Consider the following 21,712-nt stretch of genomic DNA (forward strand, 5'->3'; position numbering starts at 1 on the left):
AATTTGCCTGGCGGCCATAGCGCGGTGGTCCCACCTGATCCCATGCCGAACTCAGAAGTGAAACGCCGTAGCGCCGATGGTAGTGTGGGGTCTCCCCATGCGAGAGTAGGACACTGCCAGGCATCAAATTAGTGTGCTGATATGGCTCAGTTGGTAGAGCGCACCCTTGGTAAGGGTGAGGTCCCCAGTTCGACTCTGGGTATCAGCACCACTTTATTAAAGTGGGTTTAGAAGTTCGGCGAAAAGAATTAAAAGAATTTGCTTGGCGGCAATAGCGCGGTGGTCCCACCTGACCCCATGCCGAACTCAGAAGTGAAACGCCGTAGCGCCGATGGTAGTGTGGGGTCTCCCCATGCGAGAGTAGGACACTGCCAAGCATCAATTAAGCCAAGAGGCCATCCGAAAGGATGGCCTTTTTGCTTTGCGTCTTCAAAAAACGCATGAATTCGACCTATACCAGCGCAATGAAACATTTTCACCTTCCTGTAGAACACTCGACATTGTGCCCAAAAAACGCTATCTTCGGGCATCTAGAAGTCTAAACGTTTAAATGGATGTGTGAGGGTTAAGCAATGCCGATTCGTGTTCCTGATGAGTTACCTGCAGTAAGTTTCTTGCGCAATGAGAATGTCTTTGTGATGACATCCTCTCGGGCAAAAACACAGGAAATCAGGCCGTTGAAAGTGCTGATCCTCAACCTGATGCCAAAAAAGATCGAGACGGAAAACCAATTTTTACGTCTGCTTTCCAACTCTTCGCTGCAAATTGATATCCAGCTGCTGCGTATCGATAGCCGTGAGTCGAAGAACACGCCGGCGGAGCATCTGAACAACTTCTACTGTGATTTTGAAGACATTCAGGATGAGAACTTTGATGGCTTGATTGTCACCGGGGCACCGTTAGGGCTGGTTGATTTCTGCGACGTTGCCTACTGGCCACAGATTGAACGGGTGATTGATTGGGCCAAGAACCACGTCACCTCCACGTTGTTTGTGTGTTGGGCGGTACAGGCTGCATTGAACATTCTGTACGGCATCCCGAAGATGACCCGTGAAGTGAAACTGTCGGGTGTTTATCAGCATCAAACACTGCAACAGCACGCGTTGCTGACCCGCGGTTTTGATGAGACCTTCCTGGCTCCCCATTCACGCTATGCGGACTTCCCCACGGAGATCATCCGCCAGTACACGGATCTGGATATCTTGGCCGAATCAGAGCAGACCGGGGCCTATTTGTTCGCCAGTAAAGACAAGCGCCTGGCGTTTGTTACCGGGCACCCGGAGTATGACGCGCTGACGTTGGCGGGCGAGTATTGTCGCGATAACGAGGCTGGGCTTAATCCTGTAGTACCCTTGAATTACTTCCCCGATGATAACCCCGAACTCACACCAAAAGCCTCCTGGCGTAGCCATGGTCATCTGTTGTTTGCCAACTGGCTCAACTACTATGTTTACCAAATCACGCCATACGATCTGCGTCATATGAACCCAACTCTCGAGTAACCTTTTTGCCCCAATCGGCGGCTGAATCGAGGCCGCCGACGTCACTTACCCCTCATCTGCATCCCTTCTTTTCTTCTCTATTCTAGTAAAAGTCATTTCCTAACAATCACTTAAATTAATTCTTGGCAGTTTATGGAACCGGTTTCCTTACTGGTGCTTATTGTTATTTATATTAACTAATTGATAATGAAAGGTTAATAAAATATTTTATATTAAAATGGAAATCGTTTTTGATTTTTATTTTTAGTTGGGTATTCTTAGATCCAGCGAGAAGAGATCTGACCAGTTAAGGATCGTTTTATCGGCCCTGATCCACACTGATTTTTGATGAAGATGCGCCGGGCTGGCTAGCGGCAGCGGTGCGCAACGATGGGAAGGAGCAAGACAATGACGCAACTGATAGTAGGCACGGAGTTAACGTTTACGCAGGATTTCACCGCTGCTGAACGACAGGTGTTGACGGATGACGCGGTCGAATTCCTGGCGGAACTGGTGAGTAAGTTTACTCCGCAGCGCAACAAACTGTTGGCTGCGCGCGCCTGCTGGCAGCAGAGGATCGATCAAGGCGATCTTCCAAACTTCATTTCGGAAACTGCTTCCATTCGTAATGGTGAGTGGTCTGTCCGCGGCATACCTGAGGATTTGCGCGACCGCCGGGTGGAAATCACCGGTCCGGTTGAACGCAAGATGGTGATCAACGCCCTGAACGCCAATGTGAAGGTGTTTATGGCGGACTTCGAAGATTCACTGGCGCCGAGCTGGGACAAAGTGATCGATGGCCAAATCAACCTGCATGATGCGGTGAACGGCACCATCTCTTACACCAATGAAGCCGGCAAGATTTATCAGTTGAAGCCGAACCCGGCGGTATTAATTGCTCGCGTACGCGGCCTGCATTTGCCGGAAAAGCACGTGCAATGGCAGGGGGAAGCGATCCCGGGCGGCCTGTTTGATTTCGCACTGTATTTCTTCCACAACTATCGTCAACTGTTGGCCAAAGGCAGCGGCCCTTATTTCTACCTGCCGAAAACCCAGTCCTGGGAGGAGGCCGCCTGGTGGAGCGAAGTCTTCAGCTTTGCCGAAGATCGTTTCTCCCTGCCACGTGGCACCATCAAAGCCACGGTGCTGATCGAAACGCTGCCGGCGGCATTCCAGATGGACGAGATCCTCTACCACTTGCGCGATCACATCGTCGGTTTGAACTGCGGCCGTTGGGATTACATCTTCAGCTATATCAAGACGCTGAAAAATCATGCTGACCGAGTATTGCCGGATCGTCAGTCGGTCACCATGGACAAGTCATTCCTTAGCGCCTACTCCCGCTTGCTGATCAAGACCTGTCATAAGCGCGGTGCCTTTGCCATGGGCGGTATGGCGGCATTTATCCCGAGCAAAGACGCGGAGAAAAATGCCTGGGTGCTGAACAAGGTCCGGGCGGATAAAGAGCTGGAAGCCAATAACGGCCACGACGGTACCTGGGTGGCACATCCAGGCCTGGCGGATACCGTCATGGAAGTGTTCAGCCAGGTACTCGGTGAGCGCCGCAACCAACTGGAAGTGCTGCGTGAAAACGACGCGCCAATCAGTGCTGCGCAGCTGCTGGAACCTTGTGACGGTGAACGTACCGAAGCCGGCATGCGTGCCAATATCCGCGTGGCGGTGCAATACATCGAGGCCTGGATCTCCGGCAATGGTTGTGTACCGATTTACGGCCTGATGGAAGATGCGGCGACGGCAGAGATTTCCCGAACCTCTATCTGGCAGTGGATCCACCACGAAAAGAGTCTGAGCGATGGCCAACTGGTCACCAAGGCACTGTTCCGCCAGATGCTGAAAGAAGAAATGTTGGTGGTACGTGAAGAGTTGGGTGAGGCGCGCTTTAACGCTGGCCGGTTCGAAGAAGCCGCGCGCCTGATGGAACGTATCACTACGCAAGACGAATTAATCGATTTCCTGACTTTACCTGGCTATGAGCTGCTGGCCTGAACCTGTTCCTGACCATTAACCCTACATTATTGAAAAGGATAAAAATTATGTCTACCTCTCGAGCTCAACAGATCCAACAGCTGGAACAGGAATGGAAATCGGCCCGCTGGGAAGGTGTCACCCGCCCGTACAGTGCGGAAGACGTGATTAATCTGCGCGGTTCGGTTAACCCGGTCTGCACGCTGGCGCAAAACGGTGCCGCTAAGCTGTGGGAACTGCTGCACGGTAAGTCACGCAAAGGTTATGTCAACAGCCTGGGGGCACTGACCGGCGGTCAGGCGTTGCAGCAGGCCAAGGCTGGTGTCGAGGCGATTTACCTGTCCGGCTGGCAGGTGGCGGCCGATGCCAACACCGCGTCTGCGATGTACCCGGACCAGTCACTGTATCCGGTCGATTCCGTACCGGGCGTGGTTGAGCGCATCAACAATACCTTCCGCCGAGCCGATCAGATCCAGTGGGCCAACAAAATTGAACCGGGCAGCAAAGGTTACACCGACTACTTCCTGCCGATCGTGGCCGATGCCGAAGCCGGCTTTGGCGGCGTGCTAAATGCCTTCGAACTGATGAAGGCGATGATTGAGGCCGGTGCTGCCGGGGTGCACTTCGAAGACCAATTGGCGGCGGTGAAAAAATGCGGCCATATGGGCGGCAAAGTGCTGGTGCCAACCCAGGAAGCGATCCAGAAGCTGGTTGCTGCACGTTTGGCGGCCGACGTACTCGGTGTGCCGACGCTGGTGATTGCGCGTACCGATGCCGATGCTGCCGATTTGCTGACCTCTGACTGCGATCCTTACGACCGCGAGTTTGTTTCCGGCGAGCGCACCGCCGAAGGTTTCTTCCGCACTCATGCTGGTGTTGAGCAAGCGATCAGCCGTGGCCTGGCATATTGCCCGTACGCTGACCTGGTGTGGTGCGAGACTTCCACGCCGGATCTGCAGGCGGCCAAGCGCTTTGCCGATGCGATCCATGCCAAATTCCCGGGCAAACTGCTGGCTTACAATTGCTCGCCGTCATTCAACTGGAAAAAGAACCTGGACGATCAGACTATCGCTCGCTTCCAGGAAGAGCTGTCGGCGATGGGCTACAAATACCAGTTCATCACGCTGGCAGGCATTCACAGCATGTGGTTCAACATGTTTGACCTGGCGCACGCCTATGCGCAGGGTGAGGGCATGAAGCATTACGTCGAGAAAGTACAGCAGCCGGAGTTCGACGCCGTGGCACGCGGTTACACCTTTGCCTCACACCAGCAGGAAGTGGGCACCGGTTACTTCGACAAGGTGACTACCATTATTCAGGGCGGTGCTTCATCGGTTACTGCGCTGACCGGTTCGACGGAAGAACAGCAGTTCTGAGGCGGCAACGCTGACAAGTTGTAACCTGGAGCCTGCTTGTGCAGGCTCTATTTTCTGGCGGGAGGTAAGGATGGCGGCAAAACTGGAGCTGTTGATCGCGCAGACGATCCTGCAGGGCTTTGATGCACAGTACGGCCGCTTCCTGGAGGTGACCGCCGGTGCGCAGCAGCGTTTTGAGCGAGCGGACTGGCCGGCAGTGCAGCAGGCGATGAAAAAGCGTATCCACCTGTATGATCATCACGTCGGCCTGGTAGTCGAGCAACTGAAGTGCATCACCGGGCAAAAGTATTTTGATGCGGATTTCCCCAGCCGGGTGAAGGCGGTGTATACCGATTTGCTGCCGGAGTACCCGCGCTTTGAGATCGCCGAAAGCTTCTTCAATTCCGTCTACTGTCGGTTGTTCCGGCACCGCGATCTGACGCCGGAAAAACTGTTCGTTTTCAGTTCCCAGCCGGAAGGGCGCTTTCGCGACATCCCGCGTCCTCTGTCACGCGATTTCACCGCCAACGGCGACGTCTCGGCGATGCTGTACAACCTGCTGACCGACTTGCCTCTGCGGTTGCCGTGGGAAAACTTATTGCGTGATATTGATTACATCACCCAGGCGTTGCAGCAAAGCTTCAGTGCGCAGCAGTTGGCAGGAGCGACGTTCCAAATCGCCAACGAGCTGTTTTACCGTAACAAAGCGGCCTGGTTGGTAGGTAAGCTGCGAGTGGCAGACCGAGTCTATCCTTTTCTGTTGCCGATCCACCACAGTGATTCTGGCGCCTTGTTTATTGATACCTGCCTGACCAGCAAGGCCGAGGCCAGCATCGTGTTCGGCTTCGCCCGTTCTTATTTTATGGTTTACGCCCCCCTGCCGGCGGCGATGGTCGAGTGGCTGCGCGAAATCCTGCCGGGCAAAACCACCGCCGAGCTGTATATGGCGATCGGCTGCCAGAAGCACGGGAAAACAGAATGTTACCGCGAGTACCTGACGTTTATGAGCGGTTCGCAGGAGCAGTTCATCATCGCGCCAGGGGTCAAGGGCATGGTGATGCTGGTCTTTACCCTGCCGTCGTTTGATCGGGTGTTCAAGGTGATCAAAGATGAGTTTGCGCCGCAAAAAGAGGTGACGCAGGCGCAGGTCATGGCGTGCTACCAACTGGTAAAGGAACACGACCGCGTGGGGCGCATGGCGGATACCCAGGAGTACGAAAATTTTGTCGTCGACAAGGCGCGTCTCAGTCCGGAATTATTGGCGGAACTGCAGCGTGAGGTGCCGGACAAGCTGGAGGATCTGGGCGATCGCATCGCGATCAAGCATCTGTATATGGAACGACGCATGACGCCGCTGAATCTGTATCTGGAGCAGGCTGATGAACAACAAATGCGTGATGCGATAGAAGAATACGGCAATGCGATCAAGCAACTGGCCGCCGCCAATATTTTCCCCGGCGACATGCTGTTCAAGAACTTTGGCGTGACCCGGCACGGGCGAGTGGTGTTCTACGATTATGATGAGATTTGCTACATGACCGAGGTCAACTTCCGCGATATTCCGCCGCCGCGCTACCCGGAAGATGAGTTGGCCAGCGAACCCTGGTACAGCGTGTCACCCAATGATGTGTTTCCGGAGGAGTTCAGGCATTTCTTGTGTGGCGACCGGCGCATCCGACAGGTGTTTGAAGAGATGCATCGCGACCTGTTCGAGGCCGATTATTGGCGCGGGTTGCAACAGCGCATCCGCGATGGGCATGTGGAGGACGTGTTTGCTTACCGTAAAAAACGTCGTTTCAGCCAGCGCAGTGGGGCGGCGCTGCCTGCGACCTCGGCCACGGCTTAAGGGCGCAGTTTATTACCGCGCCCAATACGATTAAGCTTTCGCACCCGCAACGGCGGCTCGCGCCAATTCGGTGATGCGTGCGTAGTCGCCGCTTTCCAGTGCATCTGCCGGTACCAGCCAGGAGCCGCCGATGCACAGCACGCTTTTCAGCGCCAGATAGTCACGGTAATTGTTCGGTGAAATGCCGCCGGTTGGGCAGAAGCGCACCTGTGGGAACGGGCCGCTGATAGCCTGCAGCGCTTTCACGCCTCCGTTGGCTTCTGCCGGGAAGAATTTAAACTCACGCAGGCCATGATCCATGCCCAGCATCAGTTCCGACACGGTACAGATACCGGGAATTAATGGAATTGAACCGGCACTGGCTGCTTCCAGCAGATCGGCGGTCAGGCCCGGACTGATGGCGAACTGGGCACCGGCATCGGTCACTTCCTGCAACTGCTGCGGGTTAATGACGGTACCGGCGCCGATAATCGCATCTGGCACTTCTTTGGCAATGGCGCGGATCGCGTCCATCGCGCAGGCGGTGCGCAGGGTGACTTCCAATACCCGCACGCCTCCGGCTACCAGGGCTTTCGCTAAGGGTACCGCGTGTTCCAGCTTGTTGATGACGATCACCGGGACTACCGGTCCGGCCATCAGGATATGTTCTGCGCTTGTCTTCCAATTTTTCATCAATGGTTTTCTCCAGTTATGGCCGTCGCCGTCGGGCTGCACGGTCATGCTATCGGTTAAAATTTAATACAGCAGGCGCCCTGTTCGGCCCCGGAAAGCTGGCTGCGCAAGGCACCGAACAGTTCGCGACCACAGCCGATATGTTCTGCGCTCAGGTCGGGCTGGTAAGGCGCGCGTTGGGCCAACTGCTCGGCATCGACCAATAATGCCAGCTCGCCAGTGCGGCCGTTCACACGGATCAGGTCGCCGTTTAGCACCTTGGCCAACATGCCGCCGGTGTAGGCTTCCGGGGTCACGTGGATGGCGGAAGGCACCTTGCCGGAAGCACCGGACAGGCGGCCATCGGTCACCAGCGCCACTTTAAATCCACGGTCCATCAGTACGCCCAGTGGTGGCATCAGTTTGTGCAGTTCGGGCATGCCGTTGGCCTGTGGTCCCTGGAAGCGCACCACCACTACACAATCGCGATCCAGCTTGCCGGCTTCAAACGCCGGTACGATGTCATGCTGGCTTTCAAATACCACCGCCGGTGCTTCGATAATCTGGTTGTCCGTCGGTACCGCCGAGGTTTTCATTACCGCCCGGCCGAGGTTACCGGCCAACACTTTGGTACCGCCGTGATGCTCGAAAGGCTCATCTACGCTGGCGATCACTTTGGCATCGAGCGACGTCTCCGTCCCTTCACGCCAGGCCAGTTGGCCATTGTCCAGCCACGGCTCCTGGGTGTAGCGCGCCAGGCCAAAACCGGCCACGGTATGCACGTCTTCGTGCAGAAGACCGTGCTTTAACAGTTCGCGTACCACCAGGGCTACGCCACCAGATGCCTGGAATTGGTTGATGTCCGCCGGGCCGTTCGGGTAGATACGGCACAACAGCGGCACGGCGTCCGACAGCTCGGAAAAGTCGTCCCAGTTGATAATGATACCGGCGGCGCGAGCCATAGCCACCATATGCATGGTCAGGTTGGTGGAGCCGCCGGTGGCCAACAGTGCCACGATGCCGTTCACCACCACTTTTTCATCCACCAGTTGGCCGATCGGCAGATAGTTGCCGGCAGTCTCGGTCAGGCGGGTCACCTGACGGGCGGCGGCGTCGGTCAGCGCATTGCGCAGCGGTGTATCCGGATGCACGAAGGAAGCGCCCGGCAGATGCAGCCCCATCACTTCCATCACCATCTGGTTGGTGTTGGCGGTGCCGTAAAAGGTGCAGGTGCCGATGCCGTGATAGGAGGCGGCTTCGGCCTCCAGCAGTGCCAGACGGTCAGCCTTGCCTTCGGCATACAGTTGGCGTACCCGTACTTTCTCTTTGTTCGGCAAGCCGCTGCTCATCGGGCCGGCGGGCACAAACAGCGACGGCAAGTGGCCGAAGGACAGGGCCGACATCACCAGGCCCGGGACGATTTTGTCGCAGATGCCGAGGAACAATGCGCCGTCGAACATATTGTGCGACAGGCCGATGGCGGAGGACATGGCGATCACATCGCGGCTCATCAGCGACAGCTCCATGCCGTCTTGCCCCTGGGTCACACCGTCGCACATGGCCGGTACACCACCGGCCACCTGACCGACAGCACCCACCGCGTGCAGCGCCTGCTTCAGCCGCTGCGGGTAGTTTTCGTAAGGCTGGTGGGCGGACAACATGTCGTTATAGGCGGTAATGATGGCGATATCGCTATGCACCATGTTCTTCAGCGCGTTTTTATCATCCGGTTGGCAGGCAGCGAAGCCGTGCGCCAGGTTGCCGCAGGCCAGTTGTGCACGATGTACGGTTTGTGAACGAGCCGCCTCAATGCGTGCCAGATAGGCGGCACGGCTGTGTTTGGAACGGTCGATGATGCGTTGTGTGACACGGGATAGGGTTGGATTAATCATACCTTCCTCACATGCTATTGTTATAGACGCCGCCTGTGGCGGTGCCCCCGGTGGTGGTTTGCGGCCCTGATGTGCAAAGGTCGGGGGCGTTGTTATGTCGTTATGGTGTTTTAAAACAGGGTGAAAGCGATCATGCCGATGATGCCGCCCACGCTGCCCAGAATGGTTTCCATCACCGTCCAGGTTTTCAGCGTTTGCAGCTCATTGGCCCCGGTAAATTTACCGAACAGCCAGAAGCCGGCGTCATTAACGTGGCTGAGCACGATAGACCCACCGGCAATACAGATTGCCAGCGCGGCCAGTTGCCCGCCGCCGAGTCCCAGTTGGCTGGTCACCGGCAGCACCAGGCCGACGGTGGTCAGACAGGCTACGGTGGCGGAGCCCTGGATCACCCGCACCATGGCGGACAATACAAAGGCTGCGACGGCTATCGGCAGACCGGTGCCGATCATGGCGTCACCCAGTGCCGGGCCGACGCCGGAATCCACCAGGATCTGTTTGAATACGCCACCGGCACCGGTCATCAGCAGGATGATCCCGGCGGGCTGGACCGCCGCAGAACAGATGGCCAGCGTTTGCTCGTTGGTCATGCCGCGTGGTTTTGCCAGGCCATAAATCACGATTAAACAGGCGACTAAAATGGCGATAAACGGGTGGCCAATAAACTCCAGCCACTGCTGTAACTGCGAGCCAGGCGTGACCAGGCGGGCACCAATGGTCTTCATGCCGACCAGCACCAGTGGGCAGAGTACCAGCGCCAGGCTAAGGCCAAATGACGGCAGGTTGGCGGTGTTCAGCGTCGGTTCGTTTTCATCCGCCGGCATCGGCCAGTTCACATAGCGGCTGATAAAGCTGCCGTACAACGGGCCTGCAATCAGCATGCCGAGAACCGCGGCGACCAGGCCGATGGCGATCATCCAGCCGAAGTCGGCCTTCATTTGTGACGCCAGCAACATCGGTACCGGCCCCGGTAACAAGAATGAAGCGGCGGCGGCGACACCGGCAAACAGCGGAATAGCCAGCTTAACGATGTTGCCGTCGGTACGGCGCGCCACGGCAAACACGATGCCGATCAGCAGCACTACGGCCACGTCAAAGAACAGCGGGAGGGCACAGATCAAGCCGGCGATACCGAGCGCATAATGGGCCTTGCTCTGGCCGAAACGTTTCAGCAAATGCGCCGCAATTTGGTCCAGTGCACCGACCTCGTGCAGTATCTTGCCGAACATTGCCCCCAGGGCCACCACGATGGCCAGGAAGCCCAGTGTGTCGCCCATGCCTTTCTGCATGGTATCGGCGATGCGGTCCAGCGGCATGCCGGAGAAGATCCCGGCAGCGATAGACACCAGCATTAACGCAACGAAGGCGTGCATACGCGCCTTCATCACCAGAAACAGCAGTAAGAGAACCGAGCCGACTGCGGTACCGACCAGCGTTACAGTATTCACGCGCACACGTCCTGTGGCAGGAAGCTCTGGATATGCCGAACGGTGTCGGCGATCACGCTTTCCAGCGGTTGGTTGATGTCCACAGACATCACATCGCTCTCGTCTGCGCCCGGCTGTTCCAGTGCGGCAAACTGCGTCACCAGCATCTGCGGTTTGAAGAAGTGGCCGTTACGTGCTGCCAGACGGGCTTCGATCACCGGGAAGTCACCGTGCAGGTAAATGAACGACAGGTTGCCATTACCGGCGCGCAGGCGATCGCGGTAGTGTTTTTTCAGCGCTGAGCAGACGATGACCGAGACATTATTGGTGCGTTGCATGGCGAAGGCGGCATCGTTGAGTGCGGCCAGCCACGGGGCACGGTCTTCATCGTTCAGCGGTTCACCAGCGGCCATTTTCAGGATATTGCTACGCGGGTGCAGAAAATCGCCGTCGAGGAACCCGGCGGACAATTGGCGGGCCGCTGCAGCGGCCACGGCGGACTTACCGCTGCCGGAAACGCCCATAATGACGTAAATACGGTTTTGATTATTGGTCATGGCTTAGCTCCAAAACGACAAGTGGCGTTACCCTATGCTAATTGTTACCGGTAACATGTTATCGGTAACATTGTCGAAGGAAGTTTCGCCGGTTGCAATGGGCTTTCGCAGGCAGGATCGTTATCTGTGATCGGCTTCAAGTTTTTATTGGGCGGGATAAACAGGATCGGTACAGCGTTTTACATGCTGACAACAGCAGCGGGCGAAACAGGCCGGGGCGCAGAAACTGCACCCCAGAGAGGGCTATGTTTAACGCACGCCGCCATATTCCAGGCTGATCTCTTTCGCGGCGTGGATCACCAACGCACCCAGCTCAATTACGCGGTTGTCGGTAATGCGTGACACCGGGCCGGAGATCGAGATAGCGGCGAAGGCTTCACGGTGCTCATCGAAGATACAGGCCGCGACGCAGCGCAGGCCGAGCGCATGCTCCTCATCGTCAAAGGAAAAGCCCTGCTTGCGGATCTGCGCCAGACCTTCCTTCAGGTTGTGCGGCGTCAGGGTATGCTGGGTATAGGTTTGCATGCCCTTTTTATGCAGCAGTTTGGTGACCTGCTCATCCGACAGGGTGGAAAGAAAGGCTTTTCCGGCGCCGGAAGCGTGCATCGGCAGTTTGCCGCCGATCGGTGCCGACATGCGCATCAACGCGGTGCACTGCACCTGATCGATAATAATTGCCTGATACTCGCTGGTATCCAGCACCGCCAGATTGACCGTCTCGCCGGACTCTTCCATCAGGCGGCGTAGCGTCGGGTGTACCATCGCCAGCAGGTTGCGGCTCTGCAGGAAGCTGCTACCGACTACAAAGGCATGTGAGCCGATGGTCCACAGGCCCAGATCGCCCACCTGACGCACGAATCCCTGCTGTTGCATGGTGGTAAGCAGGCGGTGGGTGGTGGAATTGGGCAAGCCGGCCTGTTGGGCCAGATCGGTCAGTGCCACGTTACCCTGCGCTTCGGCAATGTATTCCAATAATTTCAGACCACGGGTCAACGACTGCACCTGGCCGGTGGGCGCACTGGCGGCCGGGGATGCAGCACGGGGCTTTTTGCCGCGTTTGGCAGGAGCAGGGGTGACCATATTTCACATTCCTTTTTCCGTATGATGGAATTCATTTTCGTTTTTTACGTATGAATTGCAAGCCATCAATCAGCTCATCGGATCTGTTGTCCGGCAACCTGAAAAACTCTCAATTAGCGCTCACCCCTTTGCCACCACAACCTGTGCTAGGATGGCTCGTTGGTTTTTGCAGCAATTGAGCGATGGGCTGGATCGGTAATTGAAGGGGCTACAGTGACAAATCGAGTAGAACAACTGCGCCGGCAGTTAGCGCAGCGAATTTTAGTGTTGGACGGCGGCATGGGCACCATGATCCAGAGCTATCGTCTGGAAGAGAGCGACTTTCGTGGCGAACGTTTTGCCGACTGGCAGAGCGATCTGAAAGGCAATAATGACCTGCTGGTGTTGACCAAGCCGGAAGTGATTACCGCCATTCACTACGGCTACCTGGAAGCCGGGGCCGATATTCTCGAAACCAATACCTTCAACTCCACGCCTATCGCCATGGCCGACTACCATATGGAGTCGCTGTCCGCCGAAATTAACTATCAGGCTGCCTGCCTGGCACGAGCCTGCGCCGATGAATGGACCGCACGTACGCCAGAGCAGCCGCGTTACGTGGCTGGGGTATTGGGGCCGACCAACCGCACCGCCTCTATTTCACCGAACGTCAACGATCCGGCGTTCCGTAATGTTTCTTTCGATGAGCTGGTGGAAGCCTACCGCGAATCGACGCGTGCACTGGTAGAGGGCGGTGTCGATCTGATCATGATCGAAACCATCTTCGATACCCTGAACGCCAAAGCCGCTGCCTTCGCGGTGGAAACCGAATTTGAAGCCCTGGGCGTTGCGCTGCCGATCATGATTTCCGGCACCATCACCGACGCTTCCGGCCGTACCCTGTCCGGCCAAACCACCGAAGCCTTCTATAACTCGATGCGTCACGTCAAGCCGTTGAGCTTTGGCCTGAACTGTGCGCTGGGCCCGGACGAACTGCGCCAATACGTTTCTGAGCTGTCGCGCATCTCGGAGAGCTACGTTACTGCTCACCCCAACGCCGGTTTGCCCAATGCCTTCGGCGAATACGATCTGGATGCGCAAGAGATGGCGAAACAGGTTGGCGAGTGGGCGAATGCCGGCTTCCTGAATATTATCGGCGGCTGCTGTGGCACCACACCGGAACACATTGCCGCGATGGTCAAAGCGGTGGCGGGCGTACCGCCACGTCAACTGCCTGAAATCCCGGTTGCCTGCCGTCTGGCCGGCCTTGAACCGTTGAACATCGACGCCAAAACGCTGTTCGTCAACGTGGGCGAGCGCACCAACGTCACCGGTTCCGCCCGCTTTAAGCGACTGATCAAAGAAGAAAAATACAGCGAAGCGCTGGCCGTTGCCCGCCAGCAGGTGGAAAGCGGCGCGCAGATTATCGACATCAACATGGATGAGGGGATGCTCGACGCCGAAGCGGCGATGGTGCGCTTCCTTAACCTGATCGCCGGTGAACCGGATATTGCCCGCGTGCCGATCATGATCGACTCCTCCAAATGGTCGGTGATCGAGAAAGGCCTGAAGTGTATCCAGGGCAAAGGCATCGTTAACTCGATCTCGATGAAAGAGGGCGAAGAGGCCTTTATCCACCATGCCAAACTGGTGCGCCGCTACGGTGCTGCGGTGGTGGTGATGGCATTTGACGAGGCAGGCCAGGCGGATACCCGCGAGCGCAAGTTCGAAATTTGTCGCCGTGCCTATAAAATCCTGACCGAGCGCGTCGGCTTCCCGCCGGAAGACATCATTTTTGACCCGAATATTTTTGCCGTCGCCACCGGTATCGATGAGCATAACAACTATGCCGTCGACTTTATCGAAGCCTGTGCCGACATCAAAACTCACCTGCCGCACGCGATGATCTCCGGTGGCGTTTCCAACGTCTCGTTTTCATTCCGTGGCAACGATCCGGTGCGTGAGGCGATCCACGCGGTGTTCCTGTACCACGCGATCCGCAACGGCATGGACATGGGCATCGTTAATGCCGGGCAGTTGGCGATCTACGACGATCTCAGTGCCGAACTGCGCGATGCGGTGGAGGATGTGATCCTCAACCGTCGTGACGATGGCACTGAGCGCCTGCTGGAACTGGCGGAAAAATACCGCGGCAGCAAAGACAACGAAGTGGCGGTTCAGCAGGCAGAATGGCGCGGTTGGCCGGTCGAAAAGCGGTTGGAATATTCGCTGGTCAAAGGCATCACCGAGTTTATCGAATTGGATACTGAAGAAGCCCGGCAGAGAGCGGATCGCCCGATCGAAGTGATCGAAGGGCCGCTGATGGCGGGGATGAACGTGGTTGGCGACCTGTTCGGCGAAGGCAAAATGTTCCTGCCGCAGGTGGTGAAATCTGCCCGCGTAATGAAGCAGGCGGTGGCCTATCTGGAGCCGTACATCGAGGCCAGCAAAGAGAAAGGCTCTACGGCAGGCAAAATCCTGCTGGCGACGGTGAAGGGCGACGTGCACGACATCGGCAAAAACATTGTTGGTGTGGTACTGCAGTGCAACAACTACGAAATTGTCGATTTGGGCGTGATGGTGCCGACGGAGAAAATCCTGAAAACTGCGCGTGAGCAAAACGTGGATATCATCGGCCTGTCGGGGCTTATCACCCCGTCACTGGACGAGATGGTCAACGTGGCAAAAGAGATGGAGCGTCAGGGCTTTACCCTGCCGTTGCTGATTGGGGGGGCGACGACCTCCAAGGCCCATACCGCGGTGAAGATTGAGCAGAACTACAGCGGCTCAACCACTTACGTACAGAATGCCTCGCGCACCGTGGGCGTGGTATCGGCACTGCTTTCCGCCACCCAACGCGATGACTTTGTGGCGCGTACCCGTAAAGAATATGAAACCGTGCGTATCCAGCACGCGCGTAAAAAACCGCGTACCCCGCCGGTTGACCTGCAGAAAGCCCGTGATAACGCCATGGTACTGGACTGGGAAAACTACCAGCCGCCGGTGCCAAAGCAGTTGGGTGTTTATCCGGTTGAGGCCGACATTGAGACGCTGCGTCATTATATCGACTGGACACCGTTCTTTATGACCTGGTCGCTGGCGGGTAAATATCCGCGCATTCTGGAAGATGAAGTGGTGGGGGAAGAGGCCAAGCGACTGTTCGCCGATGCCAACCAGATGCTGGACCTGCTGGCTGCCAACGGTAGCCTCAACCCGCGTGGCGTCTATGGCCTGTTCCCGGCCAACCGCGTTGGCGACGACGTTGAGGTGTATCGCGACGAGAGCCGTGATGAGGTGCTGGTGGTCAGCCGCCACCTGCGTCAGCAGACCGAAAAAACCGATTTTCCGAACTACTGCCTGGCGGACTTTGTCGCGCCGAAAAGCAGCTGCAAGGCCGACTACTTCGGTGCCTTCGCGGTAACCGGCGGTCTGGAAGAGGATGAACTGGCGGCGGCCTATGATGCGCAGCACGATGATTACAATAAAATCATGGTCAAAGCGCTGTCGGATCGTCTGGCCGAAGCTTTCGCCGAGTACCTGCATGAGCAAGTGCGTAAGCTGCACTGGGGCTTCGCGACCGAAGAGAACCTGAGCAATGAAGAGCTGATCCGCGAAAACTATCAGGGTATCCGTCCGGCACCGGGCTATCCGGCCTGTCCGGAGCACACCGAGAAAGCGGAGATCTGGCGCCTGCTGGATGTTAATCGCCATACCGGCATGGTGTTGACCGAGTCCTTCGCCATGTGGCCGGGGGCGGCAGTGTCCGGCTGGTACTTCAGCCATCCGCAGAGCAAGTATTTTGCGGTGGCGCAGCTCCAGCGCGATCAGGTTGAAGACTATGCGGCGCGTAAAGGCATGAGCGTCAGCGAGGTTGAACGCTGGCTGGCACCTAACCTCGGCTACGACGCCGACTGATCATCCTTCTTTAGGGGCGCGCTGGTCGCGCCCCTGTCATTGTGCCTCCACGTCAATGTGCAGTGCGTCGTAACGCCAATATTCCAAATCACAATCAATCACCCGATCGTGCTGATCGCGGTTAACCCGGGTAATAAACAGCGCCGGGCTGCCGTAGGTCACTTTCAGCATTGCGGCTGCTTCCTGCGGCAGCAGGGTCGGCAGCATATCGAAACGTACTCGCCCATAGCGAATATCGTAGCGTTCGGCATATAGCCCGGTTAGCGACTGGGTTAAGTCTTCGTCCAGAATACCGGCAAAGTAGGCGGGATTGAGGTAGTGCTCACAGTACAACACCGCGCGGTCATCGATATAACGCAACCGGCGAATGCGGTAAACCTCGCTGCCGGGTGGCAAAGCCAACCGTTGGCACAGCTCGCCGTACAGCGGCAGGGTAGCGGTGTCGATCACCTCGGTATAGGCATCACGCCCCTGCTGCTGTGCCATGGCGTGGAAATGGCTGCGCTGCAACGGGTTGTACACCAGCCGGGGCGGCGAGATAAACCAGCCGCGCCTGACCTGGCGGTAAATCATTCCCTGCGCCTCCAACTGGCCGAGCGCTTCCTGCAGCGTAATGCGGGTGGTAGAAAACTGTTCACTCAGGGCGCGTTCAGAAGGTAGTTTGCCATCTTTGTTAAATTCTCCGTTGGCGATTCGGGCGCTCAATGTTCGGCAGATCGCCGCCACCGTGGTCGGTACATCATTCATGCACAGTTGCCCCATTTCAGTGCTTCTTGCCCCGCTAAAGGTAGACCAACGGCAGCCCTGTGACGCGCCAAATACGATAAAAATGCTGCTTTTTTAGACTGACATATAATTATCACATTCGTCCGTTAGATTGGCTTGGTTCTTGCTGGACTAGTCCAGCCACTTCCACACTACCATCCGGAGCATCAGTTATGAAACGTTTGTGCGCTTCTGTGTTAACCAGTGCCATTGTCCTGTCCAGCCAAATGAGCTGGGCTGCCGATTCCGACCTCGCGGCGCTGGAACAGGCTGCCAAGAAGGAAGGGGAAGTCAACAGCGTCGGCATGCCGGACAGCTGGGCTAACTGGAAAGACACCTGGCAGGATCTGTTGACCAAGTACAGCCTGAAGCATGCCGATACCGACATGAGCTCGGCGCAGGAAATTGCCAAGTTCGACGCGGAAAAGAGCAACGCTACGGCGGATATTGGTGATGTAGGTGCGGCCTTCGGCCCGATTGCGGTACAGAAAGGGGTGACCCAGCCGTACAAGCCATCCACCTGGGATCAGGTGCCTGACTGGGCGAAAGACAAGGACGGCCACTGGGCACTGGCCTATACCGGCACCATTGCCTTCATTATCAACAAGAAACAGGTAAAAGAGATCCCGCACAGCTGGGCGGATCTGCTGAAAGGGACTTATCAGGTCACTATCGGTGACGTGGGGACCGCTTCGCAGGCGGCCAGCGGTGTGCTGGCCGCGACTTACGCCATGGGCGGCAATGAAAAGAACCTGAAGCCGGGCCTGGAGTTCTTCGGCAAGCTGGCCAAGGCCGGGCGTTTGAGCCTGAGTAACCCAGTGATCGCCTCGCTGGAAAAAGGCGAAGTGCAGGTCGGCGTGGTTTGGGACTTCAACGGGCTTAACTACCGTGACCAGATCGACAAAACCCGCTTTGAAGTGCTGATCCCGTCCGACGGCTCAATCACTTCCGGCTACACCACCATCATCAACAAATACGCCAAGCACCCGAACGCCGCCAAGCTGGCGCGTGAATACATCTTCTCTGATGCCGGCCAGATTAACCTGGCGCGTGGCTATGCCCGCCCAATCCGTGCAGAACATCTGACGCTGCCGGACGACGTCAAAGCCAAGCTGCTGCCGGCCGAACAGTATAAAAATGCCCACCCAATCGCCGATCCGGCGGCCTGGGAACAAAGCGCTAAAACGCTGCCGCGTCAGTGGCAGGAAAACGTCATTATGTTTATGCAGCAGTGAGTTAAACCATTATGAAAACGATCCTCGTGCTGCTGGACGGTCTGAACTATCAGGTGGCGCATGACGCCATGGGCTATCTGCAGGCCGAATGTGCGGCAGGGCGCGGACGGTTGTATCAGTTGGAGAGCGAGCTACCCTCGCTCTCCCGACCTCTGTATGAATGTATCCTCACCGGTGTGCCGCCGGTGGAGAGCGGCGTGGTGCATAACCAGGTGTCACGCCTCTCACATCAGCAGAGCGTGTTTCATTATGCGCGTGCCGCCGGGTTAACCACCGCGGCGGCCGCCTATCATTGGTTCAGTGAGCTGTACAACCGTACCCCGTTCGACGCCGCGCGCGATCGCCATACCGACGATACCGGGCTGCCGATCCAGCACGGTCATTTTTATTATGACGACCGCTACCCGGACTCTCATCTGTTTGACGACGCGGAAAGTTTACGCCGCCGTCATCAGCCCGATTTCTTGCTGATCCACCCGATGAATATTGACGACGCCGGGCACCGCTTCGGTCTATCTTCGCCGCAGTACCGTAATTCGGCGCGCAATGCCGACGGGGTATTGTCGCGCTATCTGGCCGACTGGTTGGCCGATGGCTATCAGGTGATGGTCACCGCCGATCACGGGATGAATGACGATCGCAGCCATGGTGGCGTGTTGCCGGAAGAGCGTCAGGTGCCGCTGTTTGTCTTCGGTAGCGCATTCAGCCAAAGCGACGCCAATCCGCAGCAAACCGACCTGTGCGGTACGCTGTGCGAGCTGCTACAGGTGGCGCATGACAAGCCGCGTTGCCGTGCGTTGTTGGCATAAGGGCGAATAATGAAAGCTAAGTGGATTGCTGCGCTATGCCTGCTGCCGTTCATCCTGCTGTTCGGCGCGTTTCAAATCGCGCCGCTGGTGTGGATTGCGGTAAGCAGCTTTTTCAGCCAGACCAGCGGCTGGGGGCTGGGCAACTATGTTGATGTGCTGACTTCGCCGTTCTATCTGCAGGCGTTTCAGTTCTCGCTGGAGATTTCCCTCTGGTCGAGCGTCTATGGGCTGTTGATTGCCCTGGTGGGCAGTTACTCACTGCGCCAACTGGGCCAGACGCGGTTCCATGATTTTGTGATGTCGTTTACCAACATGACCAGCAACTTTGCCGGGGTGCCGCTGGCGTTCGCCTTTGTCATCCTGCTGGGGTTGAATGGCTGCCTGACCTTACTGCTGCGCAAGTACGGCCTGATGGAGAGCTTTAACCTTTACTCCAAAACCGGGCTGATCGTGCTCTACACCTACTTCCAGATCCCGCTCGGGGTACTGCTGCTGTACCCGGCATTTGATGCGCTGCGTGAAGACTGGCGCGAATCGGCATCGTTGCTTGGTGCCAGCCCGTGGCGCTATTGGCGGCATATCGGCCTGCCTGTATTGGCCCCGGCGTTGATGGGCACTTTCGTCATCCTGTTGGCCAATGCGCTGGGTGCCTATGCCACGGTGTATGCGCTGACCACCGGCAATTTCAACGTGATACCGATACGTATTTCTGCGCTGGTGGCGGGGGATATCTCCCTCGATCCGAATCTGGCCAGCGCGCTGGCGATGCTGCTGGTAGCGATGATGGCGTTTATCACGCTGATCCATCAGTGGCTGTTACGCAGGAGCTACCTCAATGCCAGCTCATAATATTGCGGAGGGCGGCCATGTTGCGTTTTGAAACCGGTTATCACCGTGTGGTGGGCGGCCTGCTGTTGCTGATCCTGCTGTTACCGCTGGCGGCGACGCTGATTTATGCGCTGGCCACCCAATGGGGTGCGACCATTCTGCCGGACGGTTTTACCCTGAAATGGCTGGTGGCGTTATGGAGCGATCCGCGCTTCCTGCTGGCGCTGTGGCACTCGCTGCTGATCTGTTTCGGTACTCTGGTGCTGGCGGTGGTGGTGATTTTGCCGATGATGTTTGTGATTGCTTACTATTTCCCCAAGCTGGATGCGGTGATGAACGTACTGATCCTGCTGCCGTTCGCCGTGCCGCCGGTGGTGTCAGCGGTCGGGCTGATGCAGCTGTTCGCCGCCGATCCGCTGCCGCTGCTGGGCACGCCATGGATCCTGATTGGTTGTTATTTCTCCATCGCGTTGCCATTTATTTACCGAGCCATCAGCAACAACATGCAGGCGATCAACCTGCGTGATCTGATGGATGCTGCGCATCTGCTGGGGGCCAGCACCTGGAAAGCCGCATTGTGGGTGGTGCTGCCGAACCTGCGCAAAGGCGGGATGATCGCGGTGCTGCTGTCGTTTTCTTTCCTGATTGGCGAATTTGTCTTCGCCAACCTGCTGGTGGGCAGCCAGTATGAAACGCTGCAGGTCTACCTGTTCAACATGCGTAACGGCAGCGGCCATTTCACCAGCGCACTGGTCATTTCTTATTTCGCCGTGGTGCTGCTCGTCACCTGGTTGGCGAACTTGCTGAATAAAAATAAGGGCTAACCCGATGGCTTATCTCAATGTCACCCGCCTTAACAAACACTATGGGCAGACCCAGGTGTTTCAGGATATCGATTTCACCGCCGAGGAGGGCGAGTTTGTCACGCTGCTCGGGCCGAGCGGCTGTGGTAAGTCCACGCTGCTGCGCTGTCTGGCGGGGCTGACCTCGGTCGACAGTGGGCAGATCCTGCTGGAGGGCCAGGATCTGGTGCCGGTGCCACCGCAAAAACGCGGTATCGGCATGGTGTTTCAGAGCTATGCGTTATTCCCGAACATGACGGTGGAAGGCAACGTGGCCTTCGGCCTGAAAATGCAAAAGCTGGCGGCCGGGCAGATCCAACAGCGGGTGCAGGAGGTGCTGGCGCTGGTAGAACTGACCGAGCTGGCGAAGCGCTATCCGCATCAGCTGTCCGGTGGCCAGTGCCAACGGGTGGCGCTGGCACGATCGTTGGTGACGCGTCCACGTCTGTTACTGCTTGATGAACCGCTCTCGGCACTGGATGCGCGGATCCGCAAACATCTGCGCGAACAGATCCGTCGGATCCAGCGTGAGCTGAACCTGACGGCCATCTTCGTCACCCACGATCAGGAAGAAGCTTTGACGCTGTCGGATCGCATCGTGCTGATGAACAAAGGGCAAATCGTACAAAGCGGTGATGCAGAAACCCTGTATACCCAGCCGGCCGACGTTTTCGCCGCCGGGTTTATCGGCAACTACAACCTGCTGAGCGCCGAACAGGCGACGGTTTTGACCGGCAGTACTTACCGGGGTAAGGTAGCTGTTCGTCCGGAGTCCATGACCCTACTGCCTGCAGGGCAGGGGATCGCCGCGGTGATCCTCAGCCATAGTCTGTTGGGCAACGTGGTGCGCTATCGGGTTCAGGCCCGTGGCGTGGAGCTGCTGGTCGATGTGCTCAACCGTTCGGTCGAAGATTTGCGGCCTGACGGCAGTGAAATTGGGCTACACTTAGAAACTGTTACATTACGGGAAGTTGCATGACATCGCTGCGGCATTCAATGATAACTCCAGGGTAATTCCTGCCGTTGCGTTAACCCTCCAATAAGCGGTCTGCAGCCTGTTGCCG

General features: G+C 57.1%; 16 protein-coding genes, 1 tRNA gene and 2 rRNA genes. 13 read left to right on the top strand and 6 right to left on the bottom strand.

Going from position 1 to position 21,712, the window contains the following annotated elements:
- Positions 1-6 precede the first annotated feature (6 nt).
- The 7 genes from rrf (F8R23_RS15875) (at position 7) to aceK (ending at position 6,668) form a co-directional block, all read left to right on the top strand.
- Positions 7-122, top strand: a 5S ribosomal RNA gene (gene rrf / locus F8R23_RS15875).
- A 13-nt stretch (positions 123-135) separates the two neighbouring features.
- Positions 136-211: transfer RNA gene (locus F8R23_RS15880), tRNA-Thr, on the top strand.
- Positions 212-261: 50 nt separating this feature from the next.
- Positions 262-377 (top strand): 5S ribosomal RNA (gene rrf / locus F8R23_RS15885).
- 195 nt (positions 378-572) lie between these two features.
- On the top strand, positions 573-1,502 hold the full coding sequence (metA, locus tag F8R23_RS15890) for a homoserine O-acetyltransferase MetA (protein WP_099065617.1): 930 nt from the start codon (positions 573-575) through the stop codon (positions 1,500-1,502).
- Between the two features lie 387 nt (positions 1,503-1,889).
- Positions 1,890-3,488, top strand: coding sequence for a malate synthase A (gene aceB / locus F8R23_RS15895; RefSeq protein ID WP_151415805.1), 1,599 nt, complete (start codon positions 1,890-1,892; stop codon positions 3,486-3,488).
- Between the two features lie 47 nt (positions 3,489-3,535).
- Positions 3,536-4,843, top strand: coding sequence for an isocitrate lyase (gene aceA, locus F8R23_RS15900; protein ID WP_099065619.1), 1,308 nt, complete (start codon positions 3,536-3,538; stop codon positions 4,841-4,843).
- 70 nt (positions 4,844-4,913) lie between these two features.
- Positions 4,914-6,668 (top strand): bifunctional isocitrate dehydrogenase kinase/phosphatase, encoded by a 1,755-nt coding sequence (gene aceK, locus F8R23_RS15905; RefSeq protein WP_112347200.1) that lies wholly within the window; start codon positions 4,914-4,916, stop codon positions 6,666-6,668.
- Positions 6,669-6,698: 30 nt separating this feature from the next.
- Here the strand turns inward: aceK and F8R23_RS15910 are convergent, their stop codons facing one another.
- The 5 genes from F8R23_RS15910 to iclR all read right to left on the bottom strand — a co-directional run bounded on the left by F8R23_RS15910 (position 6,699) and on the right by iclR (position 12,275).
- A complete protein-coding gene (locus tag F8R23_RS15910) occupies positions 6,699-7,340 on the bottom strand; it encodes a bifunctional 4-hydroxy-2-oxoglutarate aldolase/2-dehydro-3-deoxy-phosphogluconate aldolase (protein WP_129936877.1) in 642 nt (213 codons plus the stop codon).
- A 56-nt stretch (positions 7,341-7,396) separates the two neighbouring features.
- The gene (gene edd, locus F8R23_RS15915) at positions 7,397-9,211 is read right to left on the bottom strand and encodes a phosphogluconate dehydratase (protein WP_129936878.1); all 1,815 of its coding nucleotides are present in this window, start codon (positions 9,209-9,211) and stop codon (positions 7,397-7,399) included.
- Positions 9,212-9,321: 110 nt separating this feature from the next.
- On the bottom strand, positions 9,322-10,659 hold the full coding sequence (gntU, locus tag F8R23_RS15920) for a gluconate transporter (RefSeq protein ID WP_129936879.1): 1,338 nt from the start codon (positions 10,657-10,659) through the stop codon (positions 9,322-9,324).
- Positions 10,656-11,195 carry a gluconokinase gene (gene gntK, locus F8R23_RS15925; RefSeq protein WP_112347196.1) on the bottom strand — a complete coding sequence of 180 codons (540 nt, stop codon included), beginning with the start codon at positions 11,193-11,195 and terminating at the stop codon, positions 10,656-10,658. Before gntK ends, gntU begins: the two co-directional genes overlap by 4 nt.
- Before the next feature lie 249 nt (positions 11,196-11,444).
- The gene (iclR, locus tag F8R23_RS15930; RefSeq protein WP_099065625.1) at positions 11,445-12,275 is read right to left on the bottom strand and encodes a glyoxylate bypass operon transcriptional repressor IclR; all 831 of its coding nucleotides are present in this window, start codon (positions 12,273-12,275) and stop codon (positions 11,445-11,447) included.
- A 198-nt stretch (positions 12,276-12,473) separates the two neighbouring features.
- On the opposite strand from iclR, the gene metH reads away from it, so the two are divergent.
- Positions 12,474-16,169 carry a methionine synthase gene (gene metH, locus F8R23_RS15935; RefSeq protein WP_390900948.1) on the top strand — a complete coding sequence of 1,232 codons (3,696 nt, stop codon included), beginning with the start codon at positions 12,474-12,476 and terminating at the stop codon, positions 16,167-16,169.
- A 36-nt stretch (positions 16,170-16,205) separates the two neighbouring features.
- Here the strand turns inward: metH and F8R23_RS15940 are convergent, their stop codons facing one another.
- Entirely contained in the window at positions 16,206-16,916 is a 711-nt protein-coding gene (locus tag F8R23_RS15940) for a UTRA domain-containing protein (RefSeq protein ID WP_129936881.1), read from the bottom strand.
- Positions 16,917-17,107: 191 nt separating this feature from the next.
- Here F8R23_RS15940 and F8R23_RS15945 point away from each other — a divergent pair, with 191 nt between their 5' ends.
- From F8R23_RS15945 to F8R23_RS15965, 5 genes are read left to right on the top strand one after another with little or no spacing between them, the layout of a single operon-like run.
- Positions 17,108-18,169 carry an ABC transporter substrate-binding protein gene (locus F8R23_RS15945; protein WP_099065628.1) on the top strand — a complete coding sequence of 354 codons (1,062 nt, stop codon included), beginning with the start codon at positions 17,108-17,110 and terminating at the stop codon, positions 18,167-18,169.
- 11 nt (positions 18,170-18,180) lie between these two features.
- The gene (locus F8R23_RS15950) at positions 18,181-18,978 is read left to right on the top strand and encodes an alkaline phosphatase family protein (protein WP_129936882.1); all 798 of its coding nucleotides are present in this window, start codon (positions 18,181-18,183) and stop codon (positions 18,976-18,978) included.
- A 9-nt stretch (positions 18,979-18,987) separates the two neighbouring features.
- The gene (locus F8R23_RS15955; RefSeq protein ID WP_112347193.1) at positions 18,988-19,827 is read left to right on the top strand and encodes an ABC transporter permease; all 840 of its coding nucleotides are present in this window, start codon (positions 18,988-18,990) and stop codon (positions 19,825-19,827) included.
- A gap of 17 nt (positions 19,828-19,844) precedes the next feature.
- Positions 19,845-20,630: an ABC transporter permease gene (locus F8R23_RS15960; protein ID WP_129938826.1), complete on the top strand. Its 786-nt coding sequence runs from the start codon at positions 19,845-19,847 to the stop codon at positions 20,628-20,630.
- A 4-nt stretch (positions 20,631-20,634) separates the two neighbouring features.
- Positions 20,635-21,627 carry an ABC transporter ATP-binding protein gene (locus tag F8R23_RS15965; protein WP_129936884.1) on the top strand — a complete coding sequence of 331 codons (993 nt, stop codon included), beginning with the start codon at positions 20,635-20,637 and terminating at the stop codon, positions 21,625-21,627.
- The last annotated feature ends 85 nt before the right edge of the window (positions 21,628-21,712 follow it).

It is taken from the genome of Serratia proteamaculans, from assembly GCF_008830365.1.
Classification (GTDB): domain Bacteria; phylum Pseudomonadota; class Gammaproteobacteria; order Enterobacterales; family Enterobacteriaceae; genus Serratia; species Serratia proteamaculans.

Coding starts and splice junctions, on each gene's coding strand:
- F8R23_RS15940 (WP_129936881.1), bottom strand. CDS start 16,916: ATGAATGATGTACCGACCACGGTGGCGGCGATCTGCCGAACATTGAGC.
- F8R23_RS15955 (WP_112347193.1), top strand. CDS start 18,988: ATGAAAGCTAAGTGGATTGCTGCGCTATGCCTGCTGCCGTTCATCCTG.
- metA (WP_099065617.1), top strand. CDS start 573: ATGCCGATTCGTGTTCCTGATGAGTTACCTGCAGTAAGTTTCTTGCGC.
- F8R23_RS15960 (WP_129938826.1), top strand. CDS start 19,845: ATGTTGCGTTTTGAAACCGGTTATCACCGTGTGGTGGGCGGCCTGCTG.
- F8R23_RS15950 (WP_129936882.1), top strand. CDS start 18,181: ATGAAAACGATCCTCGTGCTGCTGGACGGTCTGAACTATCAGGTGGCG.
- edd (WP_129936878.1), bottom strand. CDS start 9,211: ATGATTAATCCAACCCTATCCCGTGTCACACAACGCATCATCGACCGT.
- F8R23_RS15945 (WP_099065628.1), top strand. CDS start 17,108: ATGAAACGTTTGTGCGCTTCTGTGTTAACCAGTGCCATTGTCCTGTCC.
- gntK (WP_112347196.1), bottom strand. CDS start 11,195: ATGACCAATAATCAAAACCGTATTTACGTCATTATGGGCGTTTCCGGC.
- aceK (WP_112347200.1), top strand. CDS start 4,914: ATGGCGGCAAAACTGGAGCTGTTGATCGCGCAGACGATCCTGCAGGGC.
- aceA (WP_099065619.1), top strand. CDS start 3,536: ATGTCTACCTCTCGAGCTCAACAGATCCAACAGCTGGAACAGGAATGG.
- F8R23_RS15965 (WP_129936884.1), top strand. CDS start 20,635: ATGGCTTATCTCAATGTCACCCGCCTTAACAAACACTATGGGCAGACC.
- iclR (WP_099065625.1), bottom strand. CDS start 12,275: ATGGTCACCCCTGCTCCTGCCAAACGCGGCAAAAAGCCCCGTGCTGCA.
- F8R23_RS15910 (WP_129936877.1), bottom strand. CDS start 7,340: ATGAAAAATTGGAAGACAAGCGCAGAACATATCCTGATGGCCGGACCG.
- aceB (WP_151415805.1), top strand. CDS start 1,890: ATGACGCAACTGATAGTAGGCACGGAGTTAACGTTTACGCAGGATTTC.